General features: G+C 58.3%; 14 protein-coding genes. 8 read left to right on the forward strand and 6 right to left on the reverse strand.

Annotated features, from left to right (window positions below):
- Window positions 1-122 precede the first annotated feature (122 nt).
- Window positions 123-1,940 carry a cation:proton antiporter gene (locus BFV97_RS14440; protein WP_069301102.1) on the forward strand — a complete coding sequence of 606 codons (1,818 nt, stop codon included), beginning with the start codon at window positions 123-125 and terminating at the stop codon, window positions 1,938-1,940.
- A 9-nt stretch (window positions 1,941-1,949) separates the two neighbouring features.
- On the opposite strand, the gene BFV97_RS14445 is transcribed toward BFV97_RS14440, so the two are convergent.
- Entirely contained in the window at window positions 1,950-2,948 is a 999-nt protein-coding gene (locus BFV97_RS14445) for a replication initiator protein A (protein WP_069301103.1), read from the reverse strand.
- Window positions 2,949-3,442: 494 nt separating this feature from the next.
- Here BFV97_RS14445 and BFV97_RS14450 point away from each other — a divergent pair, with 494 nt between their 5' ends.
- The 3 genes from BFV97_RS14450 (at window position 3,443) to BFV97_RS14460 (ending at window position 7,185) form a co-directional block, all read left to right on the forward strand.
- Window positions 3,443-4,831, forward strand: a complete 1,389-nt coding sequence (locus BFV97_RS14450; RefSeq protein ID WP_069301104.1) for an AAA family ATPase — start codon at window positions 3,443-3,445, stop codon at window positions 4,829-4,831.
- A gap of 69 nt (window positions 4,832-4,900) precedes the next feature.
- Window positions 4,901-5,914: a ParB/RepB/Spo0J family partition protein gene (locus BFV97_RS14455; protein ID WP_069301105.1), complete on the forward strand. Its 1,014-nt coding sequence runs from the start codon at window positions 4,901-4,903 to the stop codon at window positions 5,912-5,914.
- 269 nt (window positions 5,915-6,183) lie between these two features.
- Window positions 6,184-7,185 (forward strand): PAS domain-containing protein, encoded by a 1,002-nt coding sequence (locus BFV97_RS14460; RefSeq protein WP_069301106.1) that lies wholly within the window; start codon window positions 6,184-6,186, stop codon window positions 7,183-7,185.
- 63 nt (window positions 7,186-7,248) lie between these two features.
- Here the strand turns inward: BFV97_RS14460 and BFV97_RS14465 are convergent, their stop codons facing one another.
- Entirely contained in the window at window positions 7,249-8,223 is a 975-nt protein-coding gene (locus BFV97_RS14465) for a DUF2793 domain-containing protein (RefSeq protein WP_069301107.1), read from the reverse strand.
- A gap of 284 nt (window positions 8,224-8,507) precedes the next feature.
- Between BFV97_RS14465 and BFV97_RS14470 the strand changes: the two genes are divergently transcribed.
- From BFV97_RS14470 to BFV97_RS14480, 3 genes are read left to right on the forward strand one after another with little or no spacing between them, the layout of a single operon-like run.
- Complete coding sequence (locus tag BFV97_RS14470) at window positions 8,508-9,662, forward strand: UDP-galactopyranose/dTDP-fucopyranose mutase family protein (protein WP_069301139.1); 1,155 nt, start codon at window positions 8,508-8,510, stop codon at window positions 9,660-9,662.
- Window positions 9,663-9,666: 4 nt separating this feature from the next.
- Entirely contained in the window at window positions 9,667-10,680 is a 1,014-nt protein-coding gene (locus tag BFV97_RS14475) for a glycosyltransferase (protein ID WP_069301108.1), read from the forward strand.
- Entirely contained in the window at window positions 10,677-11,651 is a 975-nt protein-coding gene (locus BFV97_RS14480) for a hypothetical protein (RefSeq protein ID WP_069301109.1), read from the forward strand. The genes BFV97_RS14475 and BFV97_RS14480 overlap by 4 nt, the downstream gene beginning before the upstream one ends.
- A 64-nt stretch (window positions 11,652-11,715) precedes the next feature.
- Here the strand turns inward: BFV97_RS14480 and BFV97_RS14485 are convergent, their stop codons facing one another.
- The 4 genes from BFV97_RS14485 to BFV97_RS14500 all read right to left on the reverse strand — a co-directional run bounded on the left by BFV97_RS14485 (window position 11,716) and on the right by BFV97_RS14500 (window position 16,558).
- Window positions 11,716-13,479, reverse strand: coding sequence for a glycosyltransferase (locus tag BFV97_RS14485; RefSeq protein WP_069301110.1), 1,764 nt, complete (start codon window positions 13,477-13,479; stop codon window positions 11,716-11,718).
- A 48-nt stretch (window positions 13,480-13,527) separates the two neighbouring features.
- Window positions 13,528-14,673, reverse strand: coding sequence for a hypothetical protein (locus BFV97_RS14490; protein WP_069301111.1), 1,146 nt, complete (start codon window positions 14,671-14,673; stop codon window positions 13,528-13,530).
- Between the two features lie 11 nt (window positions 14,674-14,684).
- The gene (locus BFV97_RS14495) at window positions 14,685-15,680 is read right to left on the reverse strand and encodes a hypothetical protein (RefSeq protein ID WP_069301112.1); all 996 of its coding nucleotides are present in this window, start codon (window positions 15,678-15,680) and stop codon (window positions 14,685-14,687) included.
- Between the two features lie 95 nt (window positions 15,681-15,775).
- On the reverse strand, window positions 15,776-16,558 hold the full coding sequence (locus tag BFV97_RS14500) for a WecB/TagA/CpsF family glycosyltransferase (RefSeq protein ID WP_069301113.1): 783 nt from the start codon (window positions 16,556-16,558) through the stop codon (window positions 15,776-15,778).
- 217 nt (window positions 16,559-16,775) lie between these two features.
- Between BFV97_RS14500 and BFV97_RS14505 the strand changes: the two genes are divergently transcribed.
- Complete coding sequence (locus BFV97_RS14505) at window positions 16,776-17,621, forward strand: glycosyltransferase family 2 protein (protein WP_069301114.1); 846 nt, start codon at window positions 16,776-16,778, stop codon at window positions 17,619-17,621.

Genomic DNA, 17,621 nt, shown 5'->3' on the forward strand with positions numbered 1-17,621 from the left:
TCTTTTGGTGTCAGAACGAGCAAAAGCAGCCCCCTGCGTTTGTCGGGTTTTTGCGCGAATAATGTGGCGGGCATCTACGGGGCGCGGTAGCGTCGTTTTCACATACAAGCGGCGAGGGATATATGGCGGCAGCAGAAACAGCAGGGTTGGCCCCGGTCATGGCATTTGCCCTTGTGGGGGCCCTTGGCGTGGGGAGCCAGTGGCTGGCCTGGCGTTTGCGAATGCCCTCTATTGTACTGATGCTGGTGGCGGGGCTGATTTTCGGCCCCTTCCTTGGCATTCTCGATCCTGCGGGACAGTTCGGAGATATGCTCGGGCCGATGATCGCCATTGCGGTGGCAATCATTCTGTTTGAGGGCGGGCTGACCCTAAACTTTCACACCCTGCGGGACGCGGCTACCGGCGTCAAACGGCTGGTGGTTCTCGGGGCGCCGCTTGGCTGGCTCGCCTCTGCGCTGACGCTGCATTATGTGGCAGGGCTGAGCTGGGCTGCCTCGGCGGTGTTTGGCGGCATCATGATTGTCACCGGCCCTACGGTCATCGCGCCCCTGCTGCGTCAGGCCAAACTGCAAAAACGCCCTGCTGCCCTGTTGCAATGGGAAGCCATCGTCAACGATCCGGTGGGGGCACTGGCAGCGGTGCTGGCCTTTCAGGTGGTGATCGTGCTTGAAACGGCCAGTTCGGCCGGTGCCGCCGCGCAGGATCTGACTATTGGCATCAGTGTCGCCACGCTGCTTGGCATTGCGGGGGGATGGGGCATCGCGCGGGCCTTCCGGCTGGCCTATGTGCCTGAATATATGAAAGTGCCGGTTCTGTTCGTGGTGCTGCTGAGTGTCTTTGCCCTGTCTGACGGCGTGTTGCATGAATCCGGATTGCTGGCGGTGACGATCATGGGCATCTGGGTCGCGAACGCCCGTCTGCCCAGCTACACAGAGCTGCGCCGCTTCAAAGAACACGCCACCGTGCTGCTGGTCTCCGGCGTGTTCATCCTTCTGGCCGCCAATATGAGCTGGGCCTCGCTGCGCTCGCTGGACCTGACGGCGCTGTTGTTTGTGCTGGCGGTGATCCTGATCGCCCGCCCCCTGCCCGTTCTGGCGGCTCTGTCCTTTTCCGATGTGACCTGGCGCGAGCGTTTGCTGGTGGCCTTTACCGGACCGCGCGGTGTGGTGCTGGTGGCGGTTGCGGGGCTGTTCGGGGAACGGCTGGTGCAGATCGGGATTGCGGATGCCGACCGGATCGCGCCGCTTGCCTTTGCGCTTGTGGCGGCGACTGTCGTTTTGCACGGGTTTACCCTGACGCCTATGGCCAGAGTGCTGGGGCTGACGGCGTCTTCCACCACGGGGGTGATCATTCTGGGCGGGTCACGCTGGTCTGTGGCGCTGGCCGAGGCGTTACAGAAGATGGGCCTGCAGGTGATTATCGCAGATCCCAACCACGCCCATCTGCGCGGCGCAAGGGATGCGGGTATAGAAACCTTCTTTGGCGATATTCTGTCAAAGGCCGCCGAGGAACGGATCAACCTTGTCGCCTATGAGAAACTGATCTGCGCCACGGACAATGATGCCTATAACACGCTGGTGGCCACCGATCTGGCGCCCGAATTCGGTCGGGACAATGTGTTTCAGGTAAAACGGGTGCGCGAGGCCAGTTCCCGCCACGCCCTGCCCGCCACATTGGGGGGACGCGTGATTGGCGGCGGCAAAACCTACTTTGAGGCCAACGCCCTGATCTCCCAGGGCTGGGAGTTCCGCGTGACCGGATTGTCCGAAGAATTCACGCTGGATCAATGGCGCGAGAAACATCCCGAAGCCATCCTGATTGCAGAACTGGGCAAAAGCGGCACCCTGCGTTTCCTTGAGCCGGAGTCAGACCCGAAAAACACCGTGGACGTAGAACTGTTGTCACTGATGCCGGTAAAACCGAAGCGGCGGGAGAACTGAGCCGATCCCTCACCCCGCCGTTTTGCGTTTCACCCACCCCAGAAACGCGCCGTCGGCGCTGCGCAGTTTCTGGCGCCCGCTGCCCGCCCACCAGGCCACCCATTCGGATTCCAGCGCATAGATGTCCCAGTCGGGCGCAAGGGCGCGGGCCTGTTCAAGAGCAGCGGCAGAGATCACCGGCTTCTCGCTTGGCTCCAGCACCACGTTGCGCGGGGCGACGCGGATGATGTCGCCCTCATCCTCGAACAGTTGATAGTCGGGCAGATGGTCGGCGGCGATCATATCGCGGATCATCTTGCGAAACACACGGCGGGGCGAATTGGACCCTGATTTCTTCAGCAGGGTTTCCAGACCCACCCGCCATTCCCGCTGGCGCCCGCAATGTTTGCGCGCGATTTCATAGATGCGCCGCTCCAGCGGTTTGCGCAGGCGGAAGTAATCCCGCGACAGGGTCAACACGGATTTCGAGGCGATAGCGCGGAACAGCCAGTCCGACAGTTTCACCGACACGCTGACCATCCGCCCCCGTCCCGTTTTGCGCACGATCTCCCAGCTTTCGATCAGGCCAAAGCCGCTGGTGGTTTCCAGATCACCAGTGACGATGTTGGTGGTGATGCGGGTGCCTGCCAGACGCTCAAAAGCTTCGCGCAGACGTTTGTAACCATCCCCTGATGTTTCGCGGTTTGTGGCCACCAGCAGGTCATGGGCCTTGAGGTGCAACACCTGACTGACCGCCCGCCCCGCGTTGATGCCCGCCATAAGCTGGCTCATGCAGTAGATCAGGATGTCCTTGTCATGAAGCGTGGCCAGACCGCGCACCGACGGGGTAATCTCGATCACGCTCTCGCCGTGTTCATAGCGCAGGATGCGCCGGTCCGGACGGGTGGAAAGGGAAAACAGCGGATGCTCCATCGAGGCAAGATCGCTTTTGGGAAGTGCGTCAAACACATCGCACAGGAAAAAATCCGCGGTGGGATACCGGTCCGGTAACAGCCCTGCTGTTGTCATAATACTGCCTGCCTGCGCGCCCTTTTCTGGTCGGGCTTTGCGCGTTATTGTTCTGCTCTGCTCGCTCAACCACAACCGTCCGCTTGTCTGCGCCGCCCCTGTTTTCAGGATCCAGTGCGCGAATCTTATCGTGGTTTTAATGACACCCACGCTAGGGGGGCCTGTGGATAAAAGCAACCGAAGCCAACGTGGTATCGGAATCGCCTGAACGTGGTATCAGAGTCACCTGAACGTGGTATCAGATTCACTGCTGTATTTGGAAAGCCGGATTCCTGACTTAAAACCAGCGCTTTACCGAAAGACAGAAAGTCCCGTAACTTATAAATAACAGGATTCTTAACTAAGTCTTTTTGCAATGGTGATAAATTTGCCAGCGTAACCCCTGCTGAACCCCCTGTATTTGCTTAGAAAAATAAGGTTTTTGTGCGGATAATCCTTTCATGTGCTTCGTTTTTGGGTATATTGGGAAAAAAGCAGCACATACAGGTAAACTCATGGCACAGGCAGCCCTTCCCCCCTATTTCAACATCTCGGCCGATGACGCGCTGGCGGAACTTGGCGACCCCGTAGCCACATCGGATTTTGCCCATGTAGCGCAGGTCTGCACACGGGGGCGGGAGGATCTGATGTCTCGCGGTCATGTGGTGGATGGCAAGAAATCCCTGCGGCTGTTTTCCACCTGGGAGATCACCAAATATCTGATCCCCGTGGCCACCCCCCATTTTCGCCGCGTGCTGAAAGCCAACCCGAACCTGCCCCAGGGCGAGAGCGAAACCGAAGGCGGGGCGAAGTGGTTTACACTGGACGAGGTGCTGCGCCTTCGCGCCCATTTCGCGACCGAAGGATCGAAGTCCAAGGAATATACCCCCTACCGTCCCAAGGGCCTGCCCGCCAAAATTGCCGCTGTGGCGAATTTCAAGGGCGGTGTGGGCAAGACCAGCACGGCGGCCCATCTGGCCATGTCAGCGGCGCTGGACGGCTACAGGGTGCTGGTGATTGATCTGGACAGCCAGGGCTCCATGACCTCGATCTTCGGCGGCACGGTGCGGGATGAATGGGACACGGTGTTTCCGCTGATCGCACGGGATTACGCCACCGACCTGCAGGCAGAAAACCGGCGCCGTGCGGATCGGGGCGATGCGCCCCTGCCCCTTGATGATACCATGACCGAGGCACTGGGGATCACGGCACAACAGATTACCCAGAAAACCCACTGGCCGAATATTGATCTGATCGGGGCGCAGCTGAACCTCTACTGGGCGGAATTCCAGATCCCCGTCTGGCGCATGGGGCTCAAAAGCTGGAAGCTCTGGGATGCGCTGACCAATGCGCTGGAACGGGACGGGGTGCTTGATGATTACGATCTGGTGATCCTCGACACCCCCCCTGCCCTTGGCTATCTGACCATCAACGGGCTGACTGCGGCGGATATTCTGATGGTGCCCATGGGGGCGTCTTTCCTTGAATTTGATTCAACGGGGCGGTTCTTTGACATGCTGCACGCCACGTTCAATTCCATTGAGGAAGGCGAGAACATGGCGGCCCGCGCCCTCGGGCGGGACGAGATCCGTTTTGAATGGGATGCAGTGCGCACGGTGATCACACGGTTTGACAGCGGCCAGCAGGCGGAACTGGCCGCGCTGATTCAGGCCTATATGGGGCGGTTTATGACCCCCTACAGGCAGGATTACACTGCTCTGGTGGGGCAGGCCGGCGAACAGGTCAACGGCATCTACGAGGCCGATTACCGCGATTTCAACCGCGAGACCTATGCCCGCGGTCGGGAAACCTTTGACCAGACCTATGCGATGTTCAAAAAACTGCTGATCGGAAGCTGGCGGCGGGACGAACTGGAGGCGCAGGGCGCTGCGAGCAAATCCTGATGGCGCACTGTCATACACCCGAGGCATTTCCCGCGTTTTCTTTGTCCTGCGACAGAAAGGAATAACATCATGGCCCGCAAGAGACTGGCTCCGGCCAAACCGGATTTCCTGACACAGGACGGCCCTGCCCCCGCGACTGAAACCGCCCCGGAAGCGCCGCGCATGTCTGGCCCGCCAATTGCGCAGGTGGCTGCCGAGGCTTCGGCCCACAGCGCCCTGCAGGGGCTGGCGGATGATGTCAGCCGCGCCCGTGCTTCTGGTAAGATGATCCTTGATATACCGCTCGATCATATTGCGCCGGACCATCTGGCACGGGATCGTATCCGGCTCGACGGTGAGGAGATGAAGGCGCTGATGGATTCCATCCTGCGTCACGGTCAGCGCACCCCGATCGAGGTGATGGAAATCGAGGGAAGCCAGAAATACGGGCTGATCTCGGGCTGGCGGCGTCTGATGGCGCTGGAGTTCCTGCGCAAGGAAAACCCTGAAAACGACCGTTTCGCCACGGTGCAGGCACTGCTGCGCAAACCCGATGCCTCGGTGGATGCCTATGTGGCCATGGTCGAGGAAAACGAGATCCGTGTCGGTCTGAGCTATTACGAGCGGGCCAGCGTGGCCGCCGAAGCGGTAAAACACGGGGTATTCGGGACTGAGAAACAGGCGCTCTTGTCCCTGTTCGCCACCGCCAGCCGCCCGAAGCGGTCCCGCATTCGCTCTTTCATTGAAATCTATCACGCCCTTGGGGATGTGCTCAGCTTTCCGGGGCATATTCCCGAACGACTTGGCCTGTCGTTGGTGGACGGGCTGCGGCGGGATCCCGAACTGGCTGACCGGATCAAGCGCAGCCTGCGGGAGAAACAGCCTAAAACGCCTGATGCAGAGTTGGCCCTTCTGACGCCATTTGCAGCACCGCCCAAAGAACCAAAGTCTGCGCCCGCAAAAAAAGACGCGCCGGTCCGGCAAAAACTTGGCAACGGGCTGGAAGTGTCTTTGAAACAGGGGCGCATTGAAATAAAAGGGGAAAATCTGGACGAAAAGACCCTTACGCGGATTGCAGAACTGCTGGAGCAAGAGTCTTTTTAGCGGCTTTCCCCTGTTGGGATGTTCCGCATGCGGAACAATCAGGGGCGGAAAACTTATGGGCGCGGTGCGGCGATCATTCCGCTGCCGCGCCCTTGTTTTTAAGGGAGGATGGCCGGAGTATTTCCTTCACAGCAGCGGTTTTAACCGTTAGACAGGTTCAACGGCAGCGCGGTACCCCGTCTGCATTTCAGAACTTGCAGCAAAAAGGGGAACGTTGTGGGGCAACATATGAAACAGGACTCCGTGTTCTTGGAACAGGGACGAGTCTTTTGGACGTTGTAAGGAGCCGTGTGCGCTGGGATCTGGATAACGACAAGGCGATTGCCGCAGCGGTGCGCCATGCGCGTATTCCGCTGTGTATTTCCGATCCGAACCTGCCGGACAATCCGATCGTCTTTGCCAATGCCGCCTTTATGGAACTGACAGGCTATTGCGAAAGCGAAGTAATCGGGCGCAACTGCCGGTTTCTGCAGGGGCCGGAAACCACCCCCGAAAGTGTGCAGGCAGTGCGGGATGCGATTGAATCCTGCCGGGTGGAAACCGTCCAGATCATCAATTACCGCGCGGATGGGACGCGGTTTGACAATGCCCTGCAGATCGGGCCGATACTGGATGACGACGGCAATGTTGTGTTCATTTTCGGTTCCCAGCTGGATGTAACGGAAAAACGCCGACAGGAAGAGCAGGCGCGGGCGCTGGCCAATGAGGAATTGATCCACCGGCTGCGCAATATCGTCAATGTGATGTCCGTTGTCATCAAGATGAGCGCGCGGGAAGAGCCGGACAGCAAAACGCTTGGCGCGTTGGTGACACAACGATTGCAGGCCCTGAGCGATGCCCATTTCAGGGCTATTACCCAGCCGGTGGATGTGGGTGTGAACCTTGGCGAACTGGCAGAGGGCATTCTGGCGGCCTATGCCCCGAAGGGTCCGATGCAATTTGATCTGCAGGGGCCGCAGGTGGCTTTGAAGGGGCATCTGCTGTCTTGCATGTCGCTGGGCCTGCATGAATTTGCCACCAATTCCGTCAAACACGGCGCGCTCGGCGCGGAGACGGGCAGGATTGCGCTGAACTGGACGGTAGAGGCCGGTGAAGGCGATGCCCGTCATCTGGTGCTTCACTGGGCAGAGAGCGGCGGCCCGAAAGTGGTAAAGCCCGAGCGGCGCAGCGGATCGAAAATCGTCAATGACCTGTTTGTGGCTGTGGGGGGCGCGATCACACTGGATTGGGCTGAAACCGGCCTTCAGGCCCGTGTCAGCTTTCCGCTGTAGACTCTGATCAGACTCTGATCCGGTGCAAAATGTTCCGCATGCGGAACATTTGCCCCCCCTGCCCTAGAGTCCGCCGATGAAGGTGTAGGAATAGGTCCACGGGTTGGTATAACGGTTCTCGATCTGGAGTTGGCCAGTCTTGACCGCAATACTGCTGGTGTTCACTGATCCGGTTGTTCCGTCCAGCACCGCCGTACCCAGATTGGCAAAGCTGCTGCCTGTATAAATCGTATCACAGGCCAGCGAGCCGCCGGTGTCATAGCAGAAAATCCCGCTGTGACTGCTTTGGGGATAGGTGGCATGGACCACGGTGATCAGCACAAATCCCCCCGCGCCCGGCGTGTCGATCAGCCCGACATTGTCCGCAGCCACCGTCAGCTTGCCGCTGGACAGGCATTTGGCCTGTGTGGTCGCGCTGGCCGGATCAAAGGACAGTGCGGTGTCAAAACTGCTTCCATCCGCGCTGACCTTGATGCGAAAACTGTCATCCCCGGCCAGCCCCATCTCTGCCCGCCCCGACCAGTTGCTTTGATAAAGCAGGGAGGCGGTGTCGCTGCTGCCGGCTTTGTTGATCTTGAGCTGATGCCCTGCCCCGTCATGGCTGAGCAGCGTGGCATCCCCCGATACGGCCAACGGATTAGTGGCATCCGATGCGGTGTTAATGCCAAGGCCGCTCAGGTTTTGCAGGATCACGCTATTGCCCCAAACGCTGCCGTCAAAGGTAATTCCCGCCGCCTCGTCCAGCGCATAGGCGCGCCAGCCGGCCTGTGGCGGGGTAAAAGCCCAAGCCGTTCCTTGCCAGACCGCCAGAGCGCCCTCCTGCCCCTCCCAGTCGCCGCTGGCTGGGGCGGGCACTACATAACAATCCCCGATGGCAGGGCTGGCAGGGGGGCTGGTAATGGTGCGGCTGATCACAGTCAGTTGCACCAGCAGGTCGAGCATGCGGATCGATTCATTATGGGTGACATGTTTTTGCGCCTGTGCTGACAGAATATAAGGCAGGCCGAGGATCGGGGAGGTGTCTGGGAAAGCGGTCATGGGCGGGCTCCGGTTTTGGGTAATATTCGCGCCAGACTAGCCGGAATATCTCAACCACTCCTAAAGCGGGCGTCCGGTACTGGCAGGATTTTTTAACCTTTACCCCACCCGCGCCCCCGCAATGGGCGAAGGCTTGCCCGGACAGGGAAAACAGGTATCACAGAACTGCGGAATATGGCCCCAGCCTTGACCAGAGGGCCGCAATATGAAACGGGATGCGCGGAGCTTTTACCCGCAGCTTGGCGGGGTGTGTGAATTTGAAGAACGGGGTGGATGAATTGAATATGGCGCAGAAAAATCTTTTGATGGTGGGGGCCGGTCTGTCCGGTGCCGTGATCGGGCGTAAACTGGCCGAGGCGGGGCATAAAGTGACCATCGTGGATGCCCGCGATCATATTGCAGGGAACTGCCATACGGAACGGGACGCAGACAGCGGCGTTATGGTGCATGTCTACGGGCCGCATATTTTTCACACCGACGATACCGAGGTTTGGGACTATGTGAACCGCTTTCAGACCTTCATGCCCTATAAGAACCGCGTGAAAACCACCAGCGGCGGGCAGGTGTTTTCCCTGCCGGTCAACCTGCATACGATTAACCAGTTCTTCAACAAGACCATGCGCCCAGACGAGGCCCATGCCTTCATCACCGAAGAACAGGCCGATACCAGCATCGAAGATCCCCAAACCTTTGAAGAGCAGGCCATGCGCTTTGTGGGCAAGGATCTTTATGAAGCCTTCTTCAAGGGCTACACCATGAAGCAATGGGGCTGTCATCCTACGGAACTGCCCGCAAGCATCCTCAAACGCCTGCCGGTGCGGTTCAACTATGACGACAACTACTTCTTCCACAAATATCAGGGCATGCCGGAGAACGGCTATACCGATATGGTGGCGGGTATTCTGGAACACGAGAATATCACTGTGCATCTTTCCACCCGTTTTGATCGCAGCCAGACGGCAGAATACGATCATGTGTTCTACTCGGGGCAGTTGGACGGCTATTACGATTACGATCTCGGGCGGCTTGGCTACCGGACGCTGGATTTTGAACGCTTTACCTATGATGGGGATTATCAGGGCTGTGCGGTAATGAACTACGGTGAGGTGGACGTGCCTTATACCCGCATCACCGAGCACAAGCATTTCTCCCCTTGGGAAACACATGAAGGATCGGTCTGCTACAAGGAATTCAGCCGCGAATGCGGGGCCGAGGACATTCCCTATTATCCGATCCGCCTGATGGATGAAAAAGACATGCTGCAGGACTATGTAAAGCGGGCCGGAGCAGAACAGAAAGTCACCTTTGTGGGCCGGCTTGGCACCTACCGCTATCTCGATATGGATGTCACCATCCGCGAGGCGCTGGACACGGCGGATGTCTTCCTGAATGCAACAGACACCAACCCGATGCCCGCCTTCGTCAAGGCGCCCCTGTAAGACAATGGTAGCGGACGGGCAGCATATCCTGCTGGACCAGCGGCTGGTGGCGGTTGTGGCCACCTTCAACCGTTCTGCCGCGCTGCAAAAAACCATCGCCCGTCTGCTGGATGAACCCTGCGAAGCCATCGTGGTGGTGGACAACGGATCGACGGATGGCACGCGGGAGTGGCTGCACGACCAGACCGATGCGCGGATTTATCCGGTGTTTCCCAAGGACAACCTTGGCGGGGCAGGGGGGTTCGAGCTGGGCATGCATGTGGCGATGGAGCAATTCGACCCCGATTGGGTGGTGGTCATGGACGATGACGCCCGCCCCGATCCCGGTGCCTTTATCCGCTTTGTCGATGCGGCCCATCATGGCTGGGACGTATTGGCGGCGGCGGTCTATTACCCCGATGGCAGCATTTGTGAGATGAACCGCCCCTCGCGCAATCCCTTCTGGCATGCGCGCGAAGCCCTTGGCACCATCTGGGGCACCCTGCGGGGGCAGGGGCGGCAGGGGTTTCATATTCCCGATACCGCCTATACCGGCGCGGATGTGCTGCCGGTGGATGCGGCCTCTTTCGTGGGGATGTTTGTGTCCCGTGCGGTGATCCAGAAGATCGGTCTGCCTGATGGCAAGATGTTCATCTACGGCGACGATGTGGGCTACAGCCTGCGGGCACGGCAGGCGAATTTCAAAATCGGCTTTGCGCCCGATCTGCGCTTTGAGCATGAATGCTCCACCTTCATCGAAAAAAAGGTCTACCGGCCCTATTGGAAGATCTATTACAACTACCGCAACGGGTTGATCAATTACCGCGCGGCAGCAGGAATCTATTTCTGGTTCGTCGCCCCTGTGTTCATCGCGAAATGGTTCCGCAATGCAAAGCATTACGGCGAAGATAAACATATATTTCTCAATCTGTTACGCCGCGCAATTAAAGACGGTTTTGCCAACCGCAGAGAGGTCAGCCACACAGAGGTTCTGGCCCTTGTAGAAGCATTAAAAACAAAGGATAGGCCCGCGCCATGACCTGTGAACTCGTATTCCATCTCGGGGACCGGAAAACCGGCAGCACCTCGATCCAGAAGACCCTGACCGATGGCTTGTGGAACAGCGACAGCCGGTCCCTGTATTATACCGCCAACGGGCATAACGGGCCGCTCGCCAAGGCGCTGGCTACAGGGGCGAATGCCGACATGATCCAGCAGCGTTTTGCCAATCTCGGCCAGCGGCTGACCCGTCACGCATCAGAGGCAGATGTGGCGGTGGTCTCCAGCGAAGGCTTTGAGGATGTCGCCCCCAAGACCCTGAAACTGGCGCTTGAGGCTTATCTGCCCGATTATGCAGACTCCGTCCGCCTGATTGCCTATGTGCGACCCCACGGCGCGCGGGTGCTGTCGGGGTATAGCGAGCAGGTCAAACGGGGCCAGAGCGTGGGGAGTCTTGAGTCCTATTTCAGCGAAGGCATGGCGCTGGGGCGGTTTGATGCCTTTCCGCGGCTGTCTGAATGGCGCGATGTTTTTGGCGCGGCCTTCACCCTGCGCCCGATGATCCGCGAGGGGCTGTATCAGAACTGTGTCGTGCAGGACTTTCTGCGCTATGCCCTGCAAAGCGAGGATTTCTCCCTGTCATGGCAGCCGGATTCGAACCCGTCTCTCTGTTCACAAGACATCGCCATGTTGCGCGATATTCACCAGCAACTGGACGGGGCAGGGGTGTCACCGGCGCAGGCGGGCTATCTCGGTGCGGCTCTGGGGGAGCAGATGGCAGAGCATCCAAACCCTGATGGCCAGCGGCTGCAACTGCCCGAAGCGCTGGCAGAGCAGGTGATCGCCGGCTGTAAACAGGATGCAGCGGCACTCGACCAGATGTTCTTTGACGGCACCCCGATGGGCGATGCGCTCAACGCTTTGAAAGGGGCTGGCGATACCCTTGCCGCCCCAAGCCCGGATGCCGCACGGATTGCCGGGCTGATGGGCGCGTGGCTCGGCCGGTTGTAGACGCCGCGCCGGATTTCGACAGCCTGTTATTTAGCCGAAGAAACAAGGGGTCAGCGCCCCTTGTTCAACTGTCCTTATAAACCTCGTCCCAATAACTGGCAGCGGCGATCCTTGGATAGCTCTCGCGGTAGTCTTTCACCAGTTCGGGATAGGTGTTGCGCAGTTTCCAGAACAGTTTTACGCCCCGCCACATCAAGCCGATCCCCCGCCCGGCAGAGCGGCGCGTGGTATAGGCTTTGGTCCTGTCGGTGTTCAGATAGGTGATCCTGCGCGCGCCCCAACAGATATGCAGGCTGCCACGATCCTGAGGCGCAACCACCACGGTGCCAGCCCCGAGCATGGGCAGCAGATGTCCGTTCAGGCTGAATTTATAAAGCATCAGCTTCCAGCGGGGAATATGGCGATGGGGATCGGCTACATTGTCCAGCGTGCTGGCATCTACAGGGCGCCAGACTTCGTTTCCGACCATGGATTTGATCCGCCCGCGCCGTTCGGCCATGTCTTTATTGTCCAGAAAAAACTGGGGACCGCGCATCACATCTTCCCAAGCCAGAAGACAGGTTTCCATGGTATCATACTGGAATTTAATAATATTCCTGAGCAGAAACTTCAGACCGATCTTGCCAACACCGGTGCTGCCGATCTCCATACTTTCCAGTGACAGGTGATGGGCCATATGGCTGCGCAGATCCAGATACCACGTCAGCGGGTTCTCTTTTTCGATGAACCCGTCCTGAAAGGACACAACCCCGTTCAACAGGGTGATGTTGAAATCATTGGCAATGGAAAAACTGACATCATCGCCGCGCACAAAGAACGGGTAGGGGTGGTATTTTGCGTGTTGCACCGGAAAGGCAAAGAACCACCAGCCGCCGTAAAGTGTGGGGTGGTGATCCCGTTCGGAGGCAAATTCCATATGGGCCAATGCGCCAAGGTCGCGCAGGTCAAGGTGACTGTAGAGCGGGTGGCAGCTCTGATCGAACCACGCGCCGTTTTCCCACATGGCCCATTTATGGGTGTTGTTGATCATCGCCCCTGCAATGGCGGTGCGGCTGTCTGTGGCAAGGGCCAGAAACACAAAGCTGCGGTGCAGGCTTTCCATCGGGAAGGCAGCATCGTCATCGGTAAACAGCACATGGGTGAAGTCCCGCTTGATTGCTGTCTGCAACCCCCGCGCAAAACCACCGGCCCCGCCAAGATTGTCATTGGGATAATAACTGGTCTGCGGGCTCTCAGATACGTCTGCACTTTTGCCGTTATCTACCACAAAAATATGAATATTCTCTTTATATTCATGGTCTTCAAGGTAGCTTTCCAAGCGTTTCACCGTGTTCTGGACAGCGGTTTCCCGTTTGAAAGTGGTGATCGACACAGCCAGTCGCGGCAGGGTGGTCAGGGTGCGTTCCGTAGTGAAACGGGCCTCTGTAATCCGTGCATCGCTCAGCGCTTTCAGGCGGAAATAGATCATCCCTTTTTCCGAGGTGTCGCTGTAGCGGCTGATGTCCACCAGCGAAGGCGTGCCGCCCAATGTGACGATTTCGCATTGCTGGATGTTCCAGGACTGGTCAGGCAGGGCGTGGTAGACTTCCAGCTCCAGCGTGCCGCTGCCTGTCAGCTCCAGCCAGAGATTGTCCAGCGCACAGGCCTTATGCCATTTGCCAATGGAGAGCGCGTTAAAATACGTGCCGAAATCCGCCACCCCGCCAGCACTGAACTGCAGCGTCCCGTTCGGGCGGTCCAGCCCCACCAGATTGTTTAAACGCACATAAAGGTCGATCTCGGTACAGATATCGGGATCGGGAAAAACAATATTCTGTAATGTAATCATAAGTATATCCTCTGTGCGCAGGCCTCGCGCTAAATCGGAAAAAAGGCTTTAGAAAAGATCAAGAAGGTCGTCCTCGTTAAAGTCCTCGACAGAATTTTTTTCAGGGGTTTTGTTCTTGGCCCCCTCTTTGGTCTTTTGGCTGGCCGCGCGGGGCCCGTCCTTGAGGATTTCCCGCAGGGCGGCGCCATCCGAAGCTGCGCGGCTGGTCAGCAGGCCGGCCCAGACCTCGACCATGCGGAGGGCTTGTTGCGAAAGATGGTCTTTGGCGTCAACGGACTGGGGCGCCGCTACAGCCTTGCTGCGGGCGGCCATCAGGGCGTCTTCCATCGGGGTTGCGGGGGCGAAAAAGGCGCTGTCCAGCGCTTGGGCGTCCTCACGATAGGCCGTCTCTACTGCCTCCACCAGACCGGCGTGCAAGGCTGGTTTGGTATGATCCACAGGCTGTTCCGGTGCTTCGGACAGCAAGGTGCCAAGGGTCTTGCCCAGACTGATTTTGAATTTTCTCATATTCGGGGCCGAGCCGAGCCGGTTTTGCAAATGCCGGACCATGGCAAGGTCTTGGATTGACATGGAGGGATTGCTTGGCGCACCGCTTTCGACCTGATGGGGGGTATCCCCGAAAAGGAACTGGGCGAAATCCTCGACAATATCCCCGCCGGTAAGGGTCTTGCGCACGAAGGGGCGTAGGGTAAAGGCATCCCCGAAAGTCTCGCGCCATCGGGTGAAACGCTCGGTATATTGCAGCGGTTTACGGGTCAGCCGCATGGCATGATAGGCGTCCAGATCTCCGTCAAAATGCCCGAGCTTGACGGACTCGGCAAAATTGGAGACCAGCCGGTCCGCATGGGGACGCACATAGGCGAGCAAGCGGGTCCTCCCCCGAAGATCAGGGAAAAACCTCTCCAGAGCATCCCGCAGGGCCAGCGGATCGACGGATTCAAAATGCTCTGCCGAGATCACGGCAATATCCGCATCCGAACGGGCAATCCGTTTGGCAAGCTTGCCAAACCGCTGGTCGCGCTGGCTTGCCAGCGCTTTCATGGACAGGGTCTTGGCCAGCGGAATGTGATTGTTGCCGGTGGGGTAGAAAATACTGCTCTCAGGGCTTTGGATCGCCCCTGCGACCAGCGCATCTTGAATGGCGGTGCTGCCGGTTTTACGGTCCCCCAGATGAATGACAAGCTGCTTGACCATTACGTTCTATCCTACTGTTTGGACTTGGCTTTATGCGCATCTATCAAGGCGCGCACCAAAGGGGCCACAAGGGTTTCCATGGTTTCGTAACTGTCCGCAGGCAGTTTTAACTCTGAAACTTTTGCGCTCTCGTCGGGAACCGGATCCTGAAACAGCTCCTTGCGCCCGAAATAGCGTTCCGCCACCCATGCGTTGCCCGCTGCATGTTCCTCCAGCACCCTGCGGCGCTGCTCATGGCTCAGGATCAGGGAGCCGGCGGCTTCAGGCTGTGTTTCGCGGATGATCTTGTCCACCTTGCCACAGGCGCGATCAAACACCACGCGGTAATCGGTGGGGGCTTCGTCCAGCGGCAGGCAGCGCATCATCTCACTGACCAGCGGTGTCAGGCTGGCATTGCGTTTGGGCGGTGTGGTGAAGCTGTCATCCAGTTCCAGCCCCATAAGCTGTGCAAAACTGTGAACCGGTCCTTCGGGCATCTGGTCCCGCTCGAACACATTCAACAGTACATTCTCGCGGCCGAACAGCTTTTCTAGATGGGTGATATGGGCCTTGTAGTCCATCCACGGGAACTGGTTGCGGCGATCAAAGAATTCATTCACCGTCAGATGGCACAGGGCCGGGCGCCATTGCCATTTCACATTCTGGAAATACCAGCTTTCCAGCCACAGATCCTGACGGCGCAGGCAGAAGATCACTTTGACATCGAAAAATTCGCGGAACTTTGCCAGTACCGAAAGATCGCGCCGACAGGAGATATCTTCGTCGCTGAGCAGGATGGAATGGATGTCCATGTTTTTGCTCTCGGCGCGGAAGTCCAGATCCTTTGCCACCTCCTGCGGGGTTTTGGTGCCGTCGAACAAATTGTTCATCAGCTTCAGATGACGCGGGGTGTTATAGGGGTAGAGCACGCCTTTCTGACGCAGGGCTTTGGCATTCTTTGCCATAAAGGACTGGATTGAACTGGTGGCCGTGCGATGGTTGCCAATATGTAAATACAATCTGCGCATGAAATACAGTACCCTCTGAGTGTCGCTGATGTGTTTAGTCAAGTTGCTCGGCGGGCAAAACCCTATTTCTGCGGATTTGGCAAGGAAAAGAGCCGTTAAGCGCGGTTCTGCTGGGGGGGGCGATCCTTACGGGCGGTCCAGGCCAACTCCGGCAGGATCGCAAAACAGGCACCATAGCGTCGTGCCAGCCGCCCAGGGTTTCCTGCCAGTCGCCAAAGCCATTCCAGCGCCAGCCGTTGCACGATACGGGGTGCGCGGTGTTGCGTTCCGGCGATGAAATCCAGACCGGCGCCAATCGACACAAAACCGCAGGCGGGCAGGGCCTCTGCGCCACGGACTGCCAAAATCTCCTGCTTGGGCGCGCCAAGGGCCAGAAAACACAAGCCTGCACCGCTGGCTCCCAATTTGGCGATCAGTTCGCCCGCATCCTCGCCTGTCGGGTCAAACCCGAAAGGAGGAGCAATCTGCGCCACGATCTCAAGACCGGGATGGGCTGCTTCCAGCGCTGTGGCTGTGGCAGATAATGTGTCCGGAGTTGAGCCGAACAGCGCCACCGGAACACCGTGCTTTGCTGCGAGATCCGCCAGAGGGGTGATCAGTTCGGACCCGGGTACGAGATCCACCGGTCGCCCCGCCAGACGCGATAACCAGACGATCGGATTGCCATCAGCGACCACATGGCTGTGGTGAAGGTAGGCCGCCTTGAAGTCCGGATTTTGGCGCAATTTGACACAATGGTCCAAATTCAGCGTGGCAAGTGCAAAACCCTGTCTCTTTGCCAGACGATCCGAAATTTCCCCAAGGAGGGCGTCGCGGTTCGGGTGCGTGATACGCACTTTGCCTGCCGGCGCGTTTTGCCCCCAATAAATATCCGCCATGATCTTCCGCCTAACCTTGTAAATTATCTTGTAAATAACTTCCGATATTGCCTTCGCAGGAGGCTAAAATTTCCTTTGAACAGGTCTGTAACCAGAACGCTTTGTATGTTGCTTCATTGTGCTAAGAATAGGGCACAGCGAAGCACGCTCTGCCCGAAGTGTCGTCAAGTTAGACAGAAACAGGCAAGACCGGCAAGATGGAGCAAGAGGTTTGAGTATGACAGTGGCAGTGAATACCCAGTTGAGCATCATCATCGCGGCGAACAATGAAGAGGACTATATTGGCCCCTGTCTGGATGCTGTGCTGGCGCAGGATGCGCAGGCCGGTGCGCTGGATGTCATCGTTGCTGCAAATGCCTGCACGGATCGTACCAAAGACATCGTGGCAGGTTATGTGCCCGACTTCACCGCACGGGGGTGGCGGTTGACCTGTCTGCATCTGGACCGGCCTGGCAAGGTGGGTGCGCTGAATGCAGGGGACGGGGCGGCCCTTGGCGCAATGCGCGTCTATCTGGATGCCGATGTGATCTGTGACCCTGCCCTGATCGGCCAGCTTCGGGCTGCCTTGACATCAGAGCGTCCGCTTTATGCCACCGGCACGCTGGTTGTGACACCGGCCCGTAGCTGGATCACGCGGGCCTATGCCAAATTCTGGCAGCAACTGCCATTTGTCAAAGGCGGCGCTGTGGGGGCGGGGCTGTTTGCAGTGAATGGTGCGGGCCGTGCCCTTTGGGGGGACTTCCCCGAGGTTATCTCGGATGATACCTTTGTGCGGCTGAATTTTCCGCCAGATCAGCGGATTGAGGTGCCAGCGGCCTATCACTGGCCCATGATCGAAGGCTGGTTCGGGCTGGTCAAGGTGCGCCGCCGTCAGGATGCCGGAGTGCGTGAAATTTATGATCTCTATCCCCATCTGGCCGCCAATGAAGCCAAGGCGGGTTTGGGACGGAAGGAACTTGTGTCGCTGGCGTTGCGATATCCGGTCAGTTTTGCTGTTTATGTGGGCGTGGCGCTGAACGTACGCGCACGCCCTGCGCCTGCGGGCTGGACCCGTGGGCGATAG

The sequence above is a fragment of the Neptunicoccus sediminis genome, from assembly GCF_001719615.1.
In the GTDB taxonomy this organism is placed as follows: Bacteria; Pseudomonadota; Alphaproteobacteria; order Rhodobacterales; family Rhodobacteraceae; genus Amylibacter; species Amylibacter sediminis.